The organism is Jeotgalibaca ciconiae, assembly GCF_003955755.1.
Lineage (GTDB): Bacteria > Bacillota > Bacilli > Lactobacillales > Aerococcaceae > Jeotgalibaca > Jeotgalibaca ciconiae.
In genome coordinates, this window is sequence record NZ_CP034465.1 from 1,100,253 (window position 1) to 1,117,440 (window position 17,188).

The 17,188-nt window shown below is 37.7% G+C and carries 18 protein-coding genes; 6 read left to right on the forward strand and 12 right to left on the reverse strand.

Annotation, left to right across the window (positions count from 1 at the left end):
- The first annotated feature begins 226 nt into the window (after positions 1-226).
- Positions 227-955, forward strand: a complete 729-nt coding sequence (locus tag EJN90_RS05055; RefSeq protein WP_227872607.1) for an SMI1/KNR4 family protein — start codon at positions 227-229, stop codon at positions 953-955.
- Positions 956-1,015: 60 nt separating this feature from the next.
- Positions 1,016-2,155: an acyl-CoA dehydrogenase family protein gene (locus tag EJN90_RS05060; RefSeq protein ID WP_126109164.1), complete on the forward strand. Its 1,140-nt coding sequence runs from the start codon at positions 1,016-1,018 to the stop codon at positions 2,153-2,155.
- A 208-nt stretch (positions 2,156-2,363) separates the two neighbouring features.
- Here the strand turns inward: EJN90_RS05060 and EJN90_RS05065 are convergent, their stop codons facing one another.
- On the reverse strand, positions 2,364-2,927 hold the full coding sequence (locus EJN90_RS05065; RefSeq protein ID WP_126109165.1) for an NADPH-dependent FMN reductase: 564 nt from the start codon (positions 2,925-2,927) through the stop codon (positions 2,364-2,366).
- A 209-nt stretch (positions 2,928-3,136) separates the two neighbouring features.
- Here EJN90_RS05065 and EJN90_RS05070 point away from each other — a divergent pair, with 209 nt between their 5' ends.
- Positions 3,137-3,658, forward strand: coding sequence for a VOC family protein (locus tag EJN90_RS05070; protein ID WP_227872585.1), 522 nt, complete (start codon positions 3,137-3,139; stop codon positions 3,656-3,658).
- A 68-nt stretch (positions 3,659-3,726) separates the two neighbouring features.
- Here EJN90_RS05070 and EJN90_RS05075 read toward each other — a convergent pair whose 3' ends face one another.
- The 9 genes from EJN90_RS05075 to EJN90_RS05115 form a co-directional block, all read right to left on the reverse strand.
- Positions 3,727-3,990 (reverse strand): type B 50S ribosomal protein L31, encoded by a 264-nt coding sequence (locus tag EJN90_RS05075; protein ID WP_126109166.1) that lies wholly within the window; start codon positions 3,988-3,990, stop codon positions 3,727-3,729.
- 621 nt (positions 3,991-4,611) lie between these two features.
- Positions 4,612-4,971 carry a thioredoxin fold domain-containing protein gene (locus tag EJN90_RS05080; RefSeq protein WP_126109167.1) on the reverse strand — a complete coding sequence of 120 codons (360 nt, stop codon included), beginning with the start codon at positions 4,969-4,971 and terminating at the stop codon, positions 4,612-4,614.
- A 48-nt stretch (positions 4,972-5,019) separates the two neighbouring features.
- Entirely contained in the window at positions 5,020-6,279 is a 1,260-nt protein-coding gene (rho, locus tag EJN90_RS05085; RefSeq protein ID WP_126109168.1) for a transcription termination factor Rho, read from the reverse strand.
- Between the two features lie 39 nt (positions 6,280-6,318).
- A complete protein-coding gene (locus EJN90_RS05090; RefSeq protein ID WP_126109169.1) occupies positions 6,319-7,584 on the reverse strand; it encodes a UDP-N-acetylglucosamine 1-carboxyvinyltransferase in 1,266 nt (421 codons plus the stop codon).
- A 115-nt stretch (positions 7,585-7,699) separates the two neighbouring features.
- Positions 7,700-8,497, reverse strand: a complete 798-nt coding sequence (locus EJN90_RS05095) for an AAC(3) family N-acetyltransferase (protein WP_126109170.1) — start codon at positions 8,495-8,497, stop codon at positions 7,700-7,702.
- 258 nt (positions 8,498-8,755) lie between these two features.
- Entirely contained in the window at positions 8,756-9,613 is an 858-nt protein-coding gene (fba, locus tag EJN90_RS05100; protein ID WP_126109172.1) for a class II fructose-1,6-bisphosphate aldolase, read from the reverse strand.
- Between the two features lie 139 nt (positions 9,614-9,752).
- Positions 9,753-11,345 (reverse strand): CTP synthase, encoded by a 1,593-nt coding sequence (locus EJN90_RS05105; RefSeq protein WP_126109174.1) that lies wholly within the window; start codon positions 11,343-11,345, stop codon positions 9,753-9,755.
- Positions 11,346-11,521: 176 nt separating this feature from the next.
- A complete protein-coding gene (gene rpoE, locus EJN90_RS05110) occupies positions 11,522-12,115 on the reverse strand; it encodes a DNA-directed RNA polymerase subunit delta (RefSeq protein WP_227872586.1) in 594 nt (197 codons plus the stop codon).
- Positions 12,116-12,159: 44 nt separating this feature from the next.
- Positions 12,160-12,591 (reverse strand): DUF1934 domain-containing protein, encoded by a 432-nt coding sequence (locus tag EJN90_RS05115; RefSeq protein WP_164544011.1) that lies wholly within the window; start codon positions 12,589-12,591, stop codon positions 12,160-12,162.
- A 175-nt stretch (positions 12,592-12,766) separates the two neighbouring features.
- Between EJN90_RS05115 and EJN90_RS05120 the strand changes: the two genes are divergently transcribed.
- From EJN90_RS05120 to EJN90_RS05130, 3 genes are all read left to right on the forward strand, one after another.
- Positions 12,767-13,600: a lipoate--protein ligase family protein gene (locus EJN90_RS05120; protein ID WP_126109178.1), complete on the forward strand. Its 834-nt coding sequence runs from the start codon at positions 12,767-12,769 to the stop codon at positions 13,598-13,600.
- Between the two features lie 18 nt (positions 13,601-13,618).
- Positions 13,619-14,986, forward strand: a complete 1,368-nt coding sequence (locus EJN90_RS05125; RefSeq protein WP_126109180.1) for an HD domain-containing protein — start codon at positions 13,619-13,621, stop codon at positions 14,984-14,986.
- Positions 14,987-15,273: 287 nt separating this feature from the next.
- On the forward strand, positions 15,274-15,912 hold the full coding sequence (locus EJN90_RS05130; RefSeq protein WP_126109182.1) for a hypothetical protein: 639 nt from the start codon (positions 15,274-15,276) through the stop codon (positions 15,910-15,912).
- Positions 15,913-16,133: 221 nt separating this feature from the next.
- On the opposite strand, the gene EJN90_RS05135 is transcribed toward EJN90_RS05130, so the two are convergent.
- On the reverse strand, positions 16,134-16,550 hold the full coding sequence (locus EJN90_RS05135; RefSeq protein WP_126109184.1) for a hypothetical protein: 417 nt from the start codon (positions 16,548-16,550) through the stop codon (positions 16,134-16,136).
- A 70-nt stretch (positions 16,551-16,620) separates the two neighbouring features.
- Entirely contained in the window at positions 16,621-17,139 is a 519-nt protein-coding gene (locus tag EJN90_RS05140; protein ID WP_164544012.1) for a VanZ family protein, read from the reverse strand.
- Positions 17,140-17,188 lie beyond the last annotated feature (49 nt).

Genomic DNA, 17,188 nt, shown 5'->3' on the forward strand with positions numbered 1-17,188 from the left:
TTTTAAATAAATGCTCTAAATTTCTTTTAAATTTTCACTAAATAAATTTTTAACCAACTCTACACACTCTATTATAAGATATAAAGGTCAAAATGTCGAAAAATTGTTCAATGCAGCTACCTTATTTTTGAAAAATGTTTTAAAATGAAAGGGAGAGAACATTGCAGTTAGGAGTGATTTATGGATGCCCTTAATACAGAACCCCCTTGAAAAACCTATACCGATAATGAAAGGAAATTCCGCACTTACCTCCCGCCTCTCTAGCGATGATTTACCGCGAAGTTATTACCAACTCGTTAGCAGACAAAACGGAGGATATATGGAGAATATGCGCTTCTCTACAGCGGAACCAACTTCTGATGGATTAAATTACGGCTTGATTCATTATATTTTGGGTCTTCACGAAGAAACATCGCATGGCATTTTCCAGCAGCAACGAAATGATTTACCGGATTATTTTATTGTTTTTAGTGCCAATGAGCAACAACTTTTTGCTTTTGATTATTCCGTGATCGACGACTTTGGTGAACCAGCCATTCGTTATTTAGATTTAGAAACCGATAACTGGCAAACTGTTGCGCCCAACTTGGCTGCATTGCTGGAAAAAACAAATTCCTATCAAATGGAAATTCCATTAGTTGGAAAAATGACATTGTCTGAGGTTGAACATAGCCTGTTGTTAGCCAAAGACGCTGCTTATTTAGAAAATCTTTGGCTTCATTTAGAAGATGGCTTTGATAAGCAGTGGCTTTTTAACTGGCTGGCTTTTTTTGCCGAGCATGCTGAGGTTTCATTTCGGAAGGCTACTCTTCAAGCACTGGAGACGCAGCTGCTTTACTTCCGTTTGCAACTACCGAAAAATGCAGAAGATGTATTGGATTTATTTTTGTCGGATGAGAAGGAAGATCTCTGCATGCAGGCAGAGATTTTACGGAAAGAATATAAAGATAACTGACATTTTTTCCAAACGATTGCTATGATAATAACTATACTGAAACAGAAAGAGGTTGGTTGAATGTTTTTAAAGGAAGATTTGTTGTCAGAAATTCATGGACGTGCTGAAAAGTATGACAAGGAGAATACATTCCCTTATGAGGATTATGCTGCTTTGAAGGAAGCTGGTTATTATCGTGCCTTTGTACCGAAAAAATATGGCGGATTCGGTTTGAGCTTAAAAGAAATTGCTCATGAACAAACACGCCTTGCAAAAGCTGCGCCTGCAACGGCTTTAGGAATCAATATGCACCAAATCATTGTGGGGGTCGCCAAATACATGGTGAAGCACGGGAATCTGCAAGGTGAGCAAATCTTGAAAGATGCAGCAGATGGCCACTTACTTTCGTTTGCTATTTCCGAACCAGCAAATGACCGCGTTTTATTCGGTTCCATTTGCAAAGCTCAAGCGAATGCAGATGGTAGTTATCACTTTTATGGTCCGAAAGTGTTTATTTCCATGGTCGCCGAATGTTCTCGTATGGTGACATACGGGATGGATGATAACGACGGCCATCCTCAATCCGTCTTTGCTTATATTGAAAACAATGAAGAAACCATTCGTATTAAGCGTGATTGGGATACATTAGGGATGCGCGGCACGCAATCGTACAGTGTCGAATTGGCGGGTGCTTATGCTTCGAAGGAACAAATTTTAACTAAAGTAGCGCCGGGTCCAAATTTCAATCCTGTTGTATTTGGTATTTTTGCCCACTTTGAGCTTTTGTTAGCTGCAACCTACCATGGCATTGGAAAGCGTGCATTGGAGCTAGGCATCGAGACTGTTAAAAAACGTAAATCCATATCACAAGGGATTACCTATGCTCAAGACAAAAATATTCGTTGGCGAATTGCTGAAGCGGCACTGCTATTAAACAGTATCCAACCGCAAATCGATGCATTAGCCACTGACATCGAATCCGATGCAGATTACGGCGACTTATGGATGCCCCGATTATCAGCTATTAAAAACTATTCTGTGGAAACTTCCATTAAAGCAGTTGAAGAGATGGTGCGTGCAAGCGGCGGCCGTTCCTATTACAATGATACAGAGTTATCGCGGTTGTTGCGTGATGTGTATGCGGGATTATTCCAACCATCTGACCAAGAATCTCTGCACGATGCTTGGGCAAGTGTCTTATTGGGACCGATTGAAGAATAAATTTATGTGAGCTTCCAAATCAATATCAGTGATATAAACATAGGCTTTTCCTTTTCTACGCTTACCCAATTATGACTGCAGTTCCTCTTTTCGGTGTTCTTCCATTGTCGTAATTTTGTAAATGAAAAAAACTATCCCAATTAACAGCTTGGGATAGTTTTTTTATAGGCCAAGTTGGACTTGACCGTTTTTCTATTTTAACTTTCAATTAATTACGTAGTGTTTTTAAAGCTGTACTCCAAGCAACTGTTGTCGCTAGAACAGCTTGAATCGTTGGTTCATGTACTTCAGCTGGAGCGAATGTGCTCATTTGTTCGAAATCAGTGAATAAGCTGAATGCACCAAATGGACCTACAACTGCCACATTAAAGTTTGACAGTGTTGTACGCAATGCAAAGTTTGCTGCTACTCCTAAAGTTGACCCGTATGAAACGATTCCTGCTGCTTTATTTGAAAACTCAGGTGCCAAATATGCAATTGCGTTCAATAGAGATGGGGATACATTTTTGTTATATTCTGGTGTTACAAAAATAAATCCATCCAACGAATCAACTTTTTCAGACCAAGCTTTTGCTTCTGGCGTTTCATATTGTTTGTTTGCCATCGCAGCTGGTACATTTTCATTTAATGCTGGAAGGTTGAAGTCCTTAATATCAACAATTTCAAATTCTGCTCCCTGAATATCCTTTGCTTTGTTTAATAAATATTCTGCTACTTGCGTATTTACGCGAGCATCTCGCGTGCTTCCTGTAATAATACCAATTTTAACCAATGTAACATCCTCCTAAAGTTTTTTGTTCTTCCGTTACTTCTATTTAGTAAGTAACCCACAAAAACAGTATACCGTAGAACGACTGGAAAAGAAAGTACTTTTAATTAGAAATTTCCGAAAAGGAGATATTTTAAATTAAACTCTTTAATTAGTAAGCGAATAAAGAAGATGTTATCCTAAAGATGAGAAAGTAAAAGGATGTGACTGTTTTGATTAAAAAACGAGTTCATGGCATTGACCACGTTGGTTTAACCGTACCTGATATTGAAAAAGCTACTACTTTTTTTAAAAAAGCTTTAGCAGGCGAAGTAATCTATGATACATTTACCAAATCAGAGCCAAAACGTGATTCTCCTGAGACGCAACATAGATTAGGAATTTCTCCTGATATGGCACAACGAGCTATCCGAATGCTTGGTTTTCCGAATGGGTCTCAAATTGAACTATTTGAATATGACGGAAATGAACAATCTCCTCCTATTCGTTCTTCGGATTTGGGTTGGAACCATGTAGCTTTTTACACGGATGACATTTATGCAACTTTAGAAGCAGTTGAAGATTCTGGAGGCAATCGTTTAGCAGATCCAAAACCCTTAAGCGGTTTAGAAGCGGGTGATGGTAATCTTTTTTGTTACATAAGAACTCCATGGGGTTCTACTTTAGAACTGATCTCTTACCCCACTTCGCAACCCTATATAAAAGAGGCACCTCGAGAGAAATGGCAAGTATGAAATTGAATTTTTATCCAAAAGAAAAAAGAGTCGGGACGATTTTCGCCCTAACTCTTTTTTTGTAAAAATTATGCTTCTTCTGTTTCTTGAGTAAAACCATATTTCTTGTTGAAACGACCAACGCGTCCTTCTGCTTGTGCAAATTTTTGACGACCAGTGTAGAACGGATGTGAATCAGAAGAAATTTCCATACGGATTAATGGGTATGTGTTTCCGTCTTCCCATTCAACTGTCTCGCTTGATCCTTTTGTTGAACCAGACAAGAATTTAAAACCTGTTGTAGTATCCATAAATACAACTTGTTGGTAATTTGGATGAATTTCTTGTTTCATTCTATCTCTCTCCTTTACGCCCTGAGTTATTTCCTAAATCAGAGTTATTCGCTATCTCCGCCGAATTAAGATTCGTGTCTATAACAGTAAGATAATAACACTCCAGAAAGCAAAATGCAATTCTTTTTTACCACATTTTGTTAAGCAAATAGATGAGGTTATATAAAAGCTAATCTGGTTTTATTTGCGGATATACCCGATAAAGGGGGAATATTGTTTGAAAGTAGGAAAGCCATGGTAAGTCCAGACTTTTGAAAAGAATGGTAATTTTAAATCAGAACGGCTCCGCGTTCATAGTCCACTGACTCAACTTGACCGAGCCTAAGATGTATTAAATATCTTACTTGCGCCAAAGAAATATTCATCTGTCGATCGTCAAGAAACTCGTTTTCATTAATCTTAATTTTATGTTCTTTATTATACAGTTACAATATATGCAAGGGATTGGAAAGAAACTCCAGCCCCTTGACTATACCCGAATGATGCAGCGTAAACGTGCTCAAAAAGGCAGCCCCGACGTCCACTTCACGAATCATGCTCAGATGGTTTGCAACCATCCTGCGCTTATTCGCTCCAGTGATTCGGGGCTAAACACCTTTTTTCCCACTCTCTTTTTGTATATTATTCAGCTAATAGTTCTGCTAATGTTTCTTCAGATGCGCTGCTGTCGATTTTTAAGTTTGTGAAGGCATTTTCGCCATCAATTGTTACTACTTGTGGTACTAACGGAACTTCCATTTTATCGCGCAGCGCTTTAATTTCTGCATCTGTTGGTGTATTCAAGCTATTTAAGTAATGAATAGTCAAATTGTTTTGTTCACGGACATTATCTAACTTTGGAACAAACTTTTGACAGTATGGACAGGTCGGTTTCCCAATAAAGAGAATAGTTTTTTCTCCCTTAGCCAAACGGTTTTCAACATCTTGAGCAGTAATTTCAATAAAATTACTTACAACTTCTTCGTATTGTTCTTGACTCATTCGTATCTCTCCTTTATTACTTCCTATCACTCATCTTAGCATGATTTTTTATTTCATTAAAGAAATTCGCGTTGAGAACTCTTCGTTATTTCTTGTGGTGCGCAGTTGTTTCAAGAATTCTTCTGTATACTCCAACGTATCGCCGCGCATTGCTTTACGAAGCTTCCAAATGCCTTCCATCTCTTTTGAGTTCAGCAATAATTCCTCGCGACGCGTACCAGACTTTTTAATATCAATCGCAGGGAATATCCTTCTCTCTGCCAGTTCACGAGATAGGACCAGTTCAGAGTTTCCTGTTCCTTTAAATTCTTCATAAATCATATCATCCATCCGGCTTCCCGTATCTACTAGTGCGGTCGCCAATATGGTTAAGCTTCCGCCGTCTTCAATATTACGAGCCGCGCCAAAGAATCGTTTCGGGCGGTACAATGCAGCGGGATCAATCCCTCCACTTAATGTACGACCGCTTGGTGGAACCACTAAATTATAAGCACGTGCCAAACGAGTAATGCTATCCATTAAAATAACGACATCACGCTTGTCTTCCACGAGACGCATTGCTCGCTCCAATACAAGTTCACTCACACGAACATGATTGGCCGGTTGCTGGTCAAAAGTAGAATAAACAACATCGCCATCTACACTTCGTTCAATATCAGTTACTTCTTCAGGACGCTCATCTATTAATAACATAATCAATTCTACATCCGGATAATTCGCAGTGATACCGTTCGCTATGCTTTTTAAAAGAGAAGTTTTTCCTGCTTTAGGGGGCGCAACAATTAAACCACGTTGTCCAAAGCCGATAGGTGAAATCAAATCAATCATTCGATTTGAAAGGTTTTTCTGTGTTGTTTCAATAATAATTTTTTTGTCAGGATAAATGGGTGTCAGCCCAGGGAAATGCGAACGTTCTTTTGCCTCTTCCGGATTTCTGCCATTTACACTGTTTACTTGCATTAACCCATAATAACGCTCGGAAGATTTTGGCGGTCGTGCTTTCCCACCTACTTTATCTCCGTTACGTAAATCAAAACGACGTATTTGAGAAGAAGAAATGTAAATATCTTCTTGACTCGGTGAATAATTAATTGGCCGTAAAAAACCATAGCCTTCCTGCGAAATGATATCAAGAACGCCCTCAGTCATAAAAAATCCTTGCTTTTCTTCTTGCGCACGAATAATTGCATGAGCAAGTTCTTTTTTCGTCATTTGGCTGTAATAAGGAATTTTATATTCCTTGGCAAACGTATATATTTCCTTTAATGTTTTCTTTTCAAGTTCTTGAAGGGACAGCATATCTTCCATTTGTGGTCACCCACCTTCCTTTTCTCTTTCTTGTTCAATCTATTCTTCAATCATTTTTATGTCTGCACCTAGTGCTGTTAACTTCTCAACAATACCATCGTATCCTCGTAGAATATTTTCTACTCCTGAAATCGTCGTCTGTCCTTTTGCCATCAAACCTGCAATAACTAAACAAGCGCCAGCCCGTAAATCACTTGCGGTTACCTCTACACCTGTTAATTCATTTGGTCCGTTTAGAATAATTGTATCACTCTCAATTTTTATGGCTGCGCCCATTCTACGTAGCTCTGGAATATGATTCACACGTTTTGGATAAATAGTATCGATAATTGTACCATCACCTTGTGCTTTTAGAAGTAAGGGTGTTAGTGGCTGTTGAAGATCCGTTGCAAATCCTGGATAAGGCAAGGTTTTAATATGAGTCATTTTTAAATCAGAAGACTCGTGAACCAAAATACTGTCCTCACCAATTTCCATATCAACGCCCATTTCCTCCATTTTGGCTACGAGTCCTTCAATATGTTCTACAATAACATTTTTAATTAAAACTTCTTCACCCATTGCCGCTGCTGCTGTTAAATAAGTGCCTGCTTCGATTCGGTCTGGAATAACTGTATGACGACAGCCTTTTAATTCTTCTACTCCATCGATTCGAATAACATCCGTGCCAGCACCACGAATTTTTGCGCCCATATTATTTAATAGCGTACAAACATCTATAATCTCTGGCTCTTTTGCCGCATTTTCGATGACCGTTCTTCCATTTGCTTTTACAGAAGCTAGAATCGTATTAATCGTTGCGCCGATTGAAACTACGTCTAAATAAATACGGTCTCCTATTAAGCCTTCTTCTGGGCTTCGTAAATAAATGGCACCTAATTCATTACGCACGGTAGCTCCTAACGCCTCAAATCCTTTAATATGTTGATCGATCGGGCGTGGACCTAAATAGCATCCTCCAGGCAAGCCAATTACACCTTCACCAAACTTAGATAACATAGCACCCATAAAGTAGTAAGACGCTCTAAGATTCTTAATTTTTCCATTTGGCATAGGAATGGAGATCATTTTAGAAGGATCAATGGTTAGAATACCCGCTTCTTCTTCAAATTCTACTTTTACATTAAATTCAAGCAGAATCTCAATCAGTGAATGAACATCTTGAATATTCGGAATCCCTTCAAGGGTCACTACAGAATCTGCTAAAATAGATGCAGGAATTAAAGCAACTGTACTGTTTTTCGCTCCACTAATTGTTACTTCACCATTCAATGGTTTGTTTCCATTGATGATTATCTTTTTCATGAAAAGACCTCACTTTGTATTTGTCTATGATTCTATCGAAAAAATCAGCTACCTTCATTCTATCAGACTATTCTTCTACTTGGCTATGATTTACTAAGTTATCGTGTAAATTTCCTTAATTTTTTTCTTTATTATGAAAAAAAGTTCTCATTTCTTCACTTAAAGGTTCATTTTTAGTAAACAAATCTGGGTCCGCATGAAGCATTTCCGTTAATACTTCATTTAATCTCTCTGCATCGCATACTCTAACTTCCGCATCCCCAAATTTCCCTATATACATTGCGCCCTCTTCGATAAGCACTTCATCCACTTTCCAAAAATGTTCCGACCAAGAAGCACCTGTATGCCTTCTTGATGGTACGGAAATTTTTCTTCCGTCGGGTAATAAGCTATAAAGCTGTTGATGAGTATCAGAAATTCTTCCAGGAATATCAACCCATTCTTCAATGCCGTGAATATAGGTATTTCTGGTTAAATTCACTCCCAACAAAATAATCTGAGCTTTATTATCTAATAATTTTCCCCAAACAGATCCTCGTGCACAAGGTGTATCAAACTTCTCTGCGCCGCTGACAAATTCTTCTGCGCCTTCTCCTAAAGCTGCTACAGAATGCGTTGGATGCCAAGAACGAACGACTCCTTCGCGTTTGCGGAAAAGTTCTGTGAGAATCCCCACATTTGTTTTTGAATCTTCAACAGAAAACACAGGATTTTGTTCATTAATATATGCCCATGTGTGAGTCGGCAATACCAAAAGTCCATCTTGCATGTATTCAATAAAGCTATCCAAAACCGTATCAGGACCGCCATCCACCTCGCCAATACTCTTAAAAGAGGAATGAACTAATACGGTTCCATTTCTATTAATTCCCAATTCTTCTAATTGATTGATTAAATCATGCTTCGTATACATCTGATAAATTCCCTCCATTTATTACAATAACGGTTTACTTACATAAAAATTATATTAGTAAGAAAAGCGGACAAATCCGCCTTGGCCTATGAAAAAATAGGAAATTTGACCCTGAATGAGCAGCGAAGCGCGCAATGGGGCAAATTTATCTTTTTTTCACTAGGTCAGGACTTGGGAGCTAGACATTGATGGCTGAACTTATAATCCCCTAGTCTATAAAAAAACCGGAGCCTAAGCCCCGGTTTTTGAAATTTTCTATTACGCTTTTTGGCTAGAACCAAATACTTGCATTCTTTCTTTTACCAATTTCACGATTGCATCTTTTCCTGGCCCAATAATTTTACGTGGGTCATAGACATTAGAGTCTGTAGCTAATTTATCGCGAACAGCTGCTGTCCAAACTTGTTGACATTCTGTATTCACGTTAATTTTGCTGTGACCGTATTCGATTGCTTTTTCAATTTGATGTTGAGGAATTCCTGATCCACCGTGAAGCACTAGAGGTGTGTTTGTTAATTCAGAGATTTCTTTCATTTCATCAAAGCCTAGTTTTGGTTCACCTTCATATGGTCCGTGAACAGATCCTAAAGCTGCTGCTAAAGTATCGATTTTTGCTTCTTGTACCATACGTAGACATTCTTGAGCGTCTGCATATTGAACTCCGCCAGTTACACCGTCTTCTGTACCACCAACAGTACCAACTTCTGCTTCAACTGATGCATTTTTTGAGTGTGCATATTCTACTACACGCTTTGTTTGTTCAATATTTTCATCAATTGGGTATTTAGAGTTATCAATCATTACAGATGAATAACCTGCATCAATTGCTTCTTTACAGTTGTCAAAACTTGATCCATGGTCTAAATGAAGTGCTACTGGAACAGTAATATCCATTGTTTCTAGTAATGCACTTACCATTGACGCAACAACTAGATGTCCACCCATATATTTTGCTGCACCTTCTGATACACCTAAAATAACTGGAGAGTTTTCTTCTTGTGCTGCTTGTAATACTGCTTGCACCCATTCTAGGTTGTTGATATTGAATTGACCAACAGCATACTTACCTTCCAACGCTTTGTTTAACATTTCTGTCATATTTACTAAACGACTCATGTTTCTGCCTCCTTGGGACTAACCATTTTCTTTGTTTATTGGACTCACTAACATTTCTATTTTAACAAAATTCTTTCAAGATTACTACCAAATAAGGTCAAATAAGGTAATCAAACTTAAAAATGAACATTTTATTGTTTTATTGCATAGAAGATTTAATCATTCCAAAGAAAAAAGGATGCGGGCGATTTGGCCGCGACAAAAATTCTGGATGATATTGACAAGCAATGAAGAATGGATGATCTTTCAATTCGATAATTTCATTTAATCTTCCATCTGGTGAAATCCCAGAAAAAATTAAGCCTTTCTCTGCTAAAGTATCACGATAATCGTTATTGAATTCATAGCGGTGACGATGGCGCTCTTCTATTGAATCTTTCTGATATAATTCATGTGCCAATGTTTTCGGCTTTAAATGGCAAGGGTACAATCCTAAACGCAACGTCCCTCCTAAATCACCTTCTGCATCTTGATCAGGCATGATAGAAATAACAGGGTCAGGTGTTTCAGAATTAATTTCTGTTGAATTTGCTTCTTTCAGCCCCACAACATTACGAGCAAATTCAATACACGCTACTTGCATTCCCAGACAAATCCCTAAAAATGGTACACCTTGTTCCCTTGCATATTGAATCGCCAGAATCATTCCTTCGATTCCTCTACTGCCGAAACCTCCCGGAACGAGAATACCATCCATCCCTCTTAATCGTTCACTAACTGTTTCAGGGCTTAGCTCTTCTGAATGAATCCATTCGATTTGAATCTGTCTTTTTAAATGATAGCCAGCATGCTTCAAAGATTCCACTACAGAAAGGTAGGCATCCGGCAAAGAAACATATTTTCCAACGATGGCGATTCGAACAGTTTTTTCTATTCGATCAATATTCTCCACAAGTTCTTTCCAGTCTGTTAAATCTGCTTCAGGAGCTTTCATATTTAACTGCTGCAGAACAATGTCGTCCATTTTTTGTTCTTTTAAAAGCAACGGAATACGATAAATACTTGACGTATCTTGGGATTCAAAAACAGCATTGGAGTCCACATCACAAAAACGAGCTAATTTTTCTTTTATTGCCTCTGGAATTTCTTGTTCTGTTCGAACAACAAGAATATTCGGCTGGATTCCCAGGCTTCTTAATTCCTTCACACTGTGTTGGGTTGGCTTCGTTTTTAACTCTTCTGCAGCTTTTAAATAAGGCAACAACGTCACATGGATATATAGAATATTTTCTTTACCTACATCATTCCTCATTTGTCGTAACGCTTCCCAATAAGGCAACGATTCGATATCACCAACTGTGCCGCCAATCTCAGTAATCACGATGTCAGAGTCAGTCGATTCGCCTGCACTAATGATTTTTGATTTAATTTCATCTGTAATATGCGGAATCACTTGTACAGTTCCGCCCTCATAATCCCCGCGCCGCTCTTTCCGGATAACTTCGGAATAAATCTTACCTGTCGTAAGATTCGAGTATTGATTCAGATGACTGTCTGTAAAACGCTCATAATGTCCTAGATCTAAATCCGTCTCTGTCCCATCATCTGTTACAAAAACTTCTCCATGCTGGTAGGGACTCATTGTTCCTGGGTCCACGTTAATATATGGATCAAATTTTTGAAGTGTTACATTCAGACCTCGCTCTTTCAATAACCTCCCCAGTGAAGCTGCAACAATTCCTTTTCCAATAGAAGATACAACTCCTCCGGATACGAAAATATACTTTGTCATGCTTATTCCTCCTGAATTTTTGTTTAGGGAGGAATAAAAAGAAAAAATCCCTACTCCATTTTGCATGGAATAGGGAGAAAATTTCATTTTATCGTGCTCTCAGTATCATTTCTGAATACTTGGGAGCCCAATAAGTATATTACGCTTTTTTATTTTCAACGTCAATCAAAAGAATTTTATAATTCTTCTTCATCCTCATCTTCAAAATCATCGTCAATGAGTGTCAAGTCTTCTTCGATGCTTTCAGGAACATCATCTAATTCATCGTCTAAATTATCATCCAAATCATCATCAATTTCTACTTCATCATCAACATCTTCAACAACTTCATCTACTTCGCGCTCATCTTCTTCCTCATCCTCATCAGATGCAAAAGTATCTTCTGGATCGTCATCGTTGTAATCAATCACGTCATCATCGTCAGATGTAGCAAAAGCATTCAGCTTCTTGCGTTTCTTACGGCGAACACGAACTTCGTCTTCGTCAATTGTAGAAAGAATTTCTTCATCAATGGAGTCAATCGGATACCAAGAACGCAGTCCCCAGCGGTTTTCTCCTAATGAGATAAAGCTTCCGTCAATATTTAAATTTGTATAGAAACGAACCATTTTGCCTTCTAGTTCTTCTTCAGACATACCTAAGTATTCTTGAACACGAACAAGCAACACATTGAAATCCATAACTTCGCCGGTTTCTTCTAAAAGTGCATGTGCAACTTCAATCATCGATAATTCATTTTTATTTATTCCCTCTAATTCCGTCAGCCTCACCGTGCCACGTCCTTTCAAAAACTCTACTCTTAATCATACAATAATTAGGTAGTAAATTGCAATGACAATCCATAATTTCCCAGTACCTGATTGTTGGAACCCAACGTATAATCTAATTGAATTGTACCAGAAAAGGGCCTGTCTTGATAATTTTGCAATAAACGTTTCGTATTTGTCTCAAGTTCCATCATTCCAGCAGGCGTTGGCAGTAGAGCGCTACCTTTTTCTGCTGTCTCAAAAGACATTCTGGAAGCCAACTCTTCCCCTGAACGACGAATAATCGTCACTTTTCCGGCTTGAGAAAGTTTAATCGTTACTTTATTGTTTGTATGTTCCTCTTCATAACGAAGATAAAGCCATTCTCCCATTCGAACGATTTTTCCTTTTCCTTCGTAAAGGAAAACTTCACGTTCTCCTTCTTGTTCAATAACTGTTTCTAAACGATATTCAATAACTGTACTTTTATCAACTGGCAATTCAGCCACTCCTTACATTGCCTTTTTATTCTATTTGCACCCTTAGTATAACTTTTTAGCAGGATGGGGGTCAACTATGGGTTACTAATAATCATCCAAAACTTATTCTCCGCTAAAAGTCTGTTATAATTAGTCCATAAGAAAAACTAATTATAAGTAGATTGGAAGCAAACGTATGACAGATTTTTTAACGAATTCAACCTATCAAGTTTATGACAGTTCCATCAGCGCGTTAAAAACGCAGACTTATTCTCATTTTGCATTAGGAGATGCCTTGATTCGCCAAGTAAACACAGAAGACATTCCTGCCATCATTCATTTTTGGCCAATTGATCAAATGATTATTTTAGGGATGATGGATACGAAACTGCCCTATTTAGATGAAGGGGTTTCTTTTTTAAAAAATGAAGGATACCAAGTATGTGTTCGTCCGGCAGGTGGATTAGCCGTTGTAGCCGACCCAGGTATCATCAATTTTTCACTTATTTTACAAGAACCAGCTAATAGTAAAGTTTCAATCGATGCTGGATACGAAGTCATGCTGAGACTTATTCAAAAAGTGTTGGCTCCTTATAATGAAGAAATAAAAGCCTATGAAATCGAAGATTCTTATTGCCCCGGTAAATTTGACTTAAGTATTGATGGCAAAAAATTTGCAGGAATTGCTCAAAGGCGTTTTAAAAAAGGAATTGCCATCATGATTTACTTAAGCGTTGAAGGGAATCAGCAACGACGTGGAGAACTCATTCAAACGCTCTACGAAAAAGGGATGCGAGGAGAAGAAACGCGCTGGAAATATCCAGCAGTCAACCCTGATTCCATGGCAAATTTATCCGATTTATTAGGGGTTTCATTGACCGTTCCACAAATAAAAGAAATGGTCCTTACTGCTTTGAAAGAAGAAGAGAACCGATTAATCGAAGGAAATTATACAGCTGAATTAATGACCGAATATCAATCAGCTTATGACAAAATGGAAAAGAGAAATATTCAAACTTTTGGTAACTAAATAAAATGAGGTGAAGTGATGAAAGCTTTTTATGAAACGGAAATGCTAGCTAAAGAAAAGGTTTTTCGTGATCCGGTTCATGGTTACGTTCATGTTCAACATCGTGTGATTCTAGATCTTATCAATACAAAAGAATTTCAACGGCTTCGTCGGATTAAGCAATTAGGAACTTCTTCCTTTACTTTCCATGGTGCCGAACATTCACGCTTTAATCACTCCTTGGGCGTCTACGAAATCGCGCGCAGAATTTGCGATAAATTCATCCGTAACTATCCAAGCGTTGAACCCGAGGACGGTCTGTGGAATGACCGTGAGCGCTTAGTAACCCTATGTGCTGCCCTTCTTCACGATGTTGGCCACGGACCTTTCTCTCATACTTTTGAGAAAATCTTTGGCACCGACCATGAAGCGCTCACCATCCAAATCATTACTTCTCCAGATACAGAAATAAATCAGGTACTTCTGGAAATTGGTTCTGACTTTCCAAATCAAGTGGCTTCTGTTATCGCAAAAACATATCCGAACCCGCAAGTCGTTCAAATGATTTCAAGTCAAATCGATGCTGATCGAATGGATTATTTATTAAGAGACGCTTATTATTCAGGCGTTACTTATGGAACTTTTGATTTAACAAGAATCCTGCGAGTGATTCGTCCTTATAAAAAAGGAATAACATTTGAGATATCAGGTATGCATGCTGTAGAAGATTATATTGTGAGTCGTTATCAGATGTATATGCAAGTATATTTCCACTCCGTTTCTCGAGGGATGGAAGTTGTCTTATACCATCTCATGAAACGTGCAAAAGATATTTACTTGGATGAACAATTAGAAATGCATCACAAAGCTACTTTCTTACAACCCTTTTTCAAAAAAAACTGGACGTTGAAAGATTATTTGCGGTTGGATGACGGGGTCTTAATGACCTACTTTAATCATTGGTCTGATGATAGTGACCCGACCTTGAGTGACCTGGCGAGCCGATTCCTAAACCGAAAACCATTTAAATCGGTTCGTTTTGATCGGAATAAAGACATGGAGACTATTCAACTTTTACAATCACTCATTGAAGAAATGGGCTATAATCCTGATTATTATTCGTCTACAAATAATAGCTTCGACCTGCCCTACGACCTTTACCGCTCTGGCGATGCCGGCAGTAAAACGCAAATTGAGTTTGTACAAAAAAACGGTGCAATGATTGAGCTTTCCCAAGCAAGTGCCATCGTCTCTTCCTTAACCGGAAAAATGCGAGGCGACGAGCGATTATATTTCCCTCGAGAAGTCACGCATGGTTTCTCCAGAGAAGGCGTAAATTTATTTGATAATCTTGCTGAAAAATTTAAGAGTTATATTGAGAACGAAGAAATCATCACCCCGAAATAAATAAGAAAAGCAGAACAAACACACTGGCTGCTCTAGACCCAACGCACTATTAGACAAAAGTTCTTATAGTGCTTTTTATGTAGAAAGTTAAAATAATTATCCCTCTTATAATTATTTTTCTGTATAATTGAAACAAGAAGGTTTAAAATTGCGAGGAATCATTCACAAAAACTTACCGATTTTAAATCGTATATTCTTTTTTGTTAGTTACGGAAATCGTTTTGATAATTTAACGAAACTAATTGGAACCGCTACCAAAATTTATTATTCTATTTAGGAGTACAGCCATGAAAAAATTGATACAAATTACCTCATTGTTTTTCCTGCTTCAACTTGTTTTTAATCCGATTGTTTCTGCGACAGTAGACGAGCCGGTCATTTACTTCTGGACACAAGAAGAAGCTGCTTCTTTATACGGATTTGAAGCTGACTATGTGAAAAATACCGTACGTCTTCCAAAAGACGGCTATCGCTATCAGCCCTTTTGCTATAAGCAAACAGAGCTAGAAGTGCTGGAACGTTTTCAATTAATTGATTCTTTCACAGTGAATAATACCTCTTCTACGGAAGTAGAGACACAATATAATCAGGTTCGGCTTATACGAATTGATTGGGATGTCGATAAGGAATTTAGCAAAAATATTGTTTTTAAAGAGGCTTTTTTTAATCAAATAAGCGAGTCAGTACAAGCTGAAGCGAAAGTGCAAGCTGTTGCCAGCTTAAATGAGGCATATCCTGCCACTCCTGTCGTAGTAGAATCAGGAGAAAAGATGGATATAAACGTCTACCAACAAGGAGCACGTTCTTCAGGTATCCTTTATTGGAAAAAGTATAGTCCCTCAGGATCCTTTATTGGTATTCATTCTCAAAAAACGATTGGAAATACAGCTCCCATTGATGCCGTTACAATTGACGTGATTAAATAAGCCTTATACCAGTCTGGAACAGAAAAATAAATAAGGGGCCGGGAAAAAATTCCCGGCCCTCTAGTATTAACGAATAATAGTGGTGTAAACGTGCTCAAAAAGGCAGATCCGACATCCACTTCACGAATAATGCGCGGATGGTCTTCGTCCATCCTGTGCTTATTCCTTCCAGTGATTCGGATCTAAACGCCTTTTTTCCCACTCTCTTATAGCATCTCACCTTATTTTTGGTAAATCGTTTTTGTCTCTTTCTTAAATAAGTTTACCAATTGAACTTCTGAAATTTTTTCATAGTCGCCTAAGCCTATCAAGGGAACATCCAAAAATAGTTCTTTTGCAGGATGAATAAAAGAAAATTTTTGATGCAGTTCAATCTGAGCAACTTCAGCATCGAGTGTGCAATCAATAAAATAGCCTTCATAATCATAGAAACGATTCAGATTCACATGAACAGTAACAACGCTATTCTCATTTAAAATTTTACCATTTAAGGAAATAGCAGCATTTTCAATATTTTCTAGACTGATAATCTGGTTTCTAGACCACGCTTGATAGCAAAAAAAGATTACTAGAGGAATCGATAATAAGAAAAGGAATCGTAATAGATGTTTTTTTCTTTTCGAAGCTTTACTTCTCACTAGTATCTCCTCCTTCAGTCGATGGTATACTACTAGTTTATCATTATTATTTTAAATATCATCAAAATATTCATATATGAATATTCATTATAATAACGAACAAAAAAAGAAAGAAAATAAAAAGAATGTACCCAATAGGAATTAAATAACGATCTAACGTTTCTTCTTCGATCCACTTTTTTAGAGTACTGTAGCTGATCAAGCCGATTAAGCCACCCGTTAAATTAGTGATAACATCCGTGATATCACATGCACCTAAAGAAAAAAGATATTGGGAGGTTTCTAACAAAATTGTAAATAAGAGAATACCTCCAATTTTTCTTAGCCAACCCATTTTTTTACTGACCACAGGGAGTAGGATACCAAAAGGAATCAAAATAAGTACATTATAAATAATTTCTGAATAATCAACTTCACCATTAATACGACGAGGTGCTTGAAAAGGTTGTAAATTAACGGTGCCAAAATTAAAATCGCTCAGTAGCTTTATATCATCAATGTGTAATTGGAATTTAAACAAAATAATCCAGATAACTGCTAGTATATAGAGAAAAAACAGTATTTTCCCTAGACTTTCTTTATTCTTCAACGAGGTCACTCCTCAACTATTCATTAAGTTTTTAAAATAACAAAAAACA

Bases quoted from the DNA above. Each gene is read 5' to 3' on its own strand.
- EJN90_RS05125 (WP_126109180.1), top strand. From the start codon at position 13,619: ATGAAAGCTTTTTATGAAACGGAAATGCTAGCTAAAGAAAAGGTTTTT.
- EJN90_RS05060 (WP_126109164.1), top strand. From the start codon at position 1,016: ATGTTTTTAAAGGAAGATTTGTTGTCAGAAATTCATGGACGTGCTGAA.
- EJN90_RS05090 (WP_126109169.1), bottom strand. From the start codon at position 7,584: ATGAAAAAGATAATCATCAATGGAAACAAACCATTGAATGGTGAAGTA.
- EJN90_RS05080 (WP_126109167.1), bottom strand. From the start codon at position 4,971: ATGAGTCAAGAACAATACGAAGAAGTTGTAAGTAATTTTATTGAAATT.
- EJN90_RS05095 (WP_126109170.1), bottom strand. From the start codon at position 8,497: ATGTATACGAAGCATGATTTAATCAATCAATTAGAAGAATTGGGAATT.
- EJN90_RS05130 (WP_126109182.1), top strand. From the start codon at position 15,274: ATGAAAAAATTGATACAAATTACCTCATTGTTTTTCCTGCTTCAACTT.
- EJN90_RS05120 (WP_126109178.1), top strand. From the start codon at position 12,767: ATGACAGATTTTTTAACGAATTCAACCTATCAAGTTTATGACAGTTCC.
- rho (WP_126109168.1), bottom strand. From the start codon at position 6,279: ATGGAAGATATGCTGTCCCTTCAAGAACTTGAAAAGAAAACATTAAAG.
- EJN90_RS05055 (WP_227872607.1), top strand. From the start codon at position 227: ATGAAAGGAAATTCCGCACTTACCTCCCGCCTCTCTAGCGATGATTTA.
- fba (WP_126109172.1), bottom strand. From the start codon at position 9,613: ATGAGTCGTTTAGTAAATATGACAGAAATGTTAAACAAAGCGTTGGAA.
- EJN90_RS05075 (WP_126109166.1), bottom strand. From the start codon at position 3,990: ATGAAACAAGAAATTCATCCAAATTACCAACAAGTTGTATTTATGGAT.
- EJN90_RS05105 (WP_126109174.1), bottom strand. From the start codon at position 11,345: ATGACAAAGTATATTTTCGTATCCGGAGGAGTTGTATCTTCTATTGGA.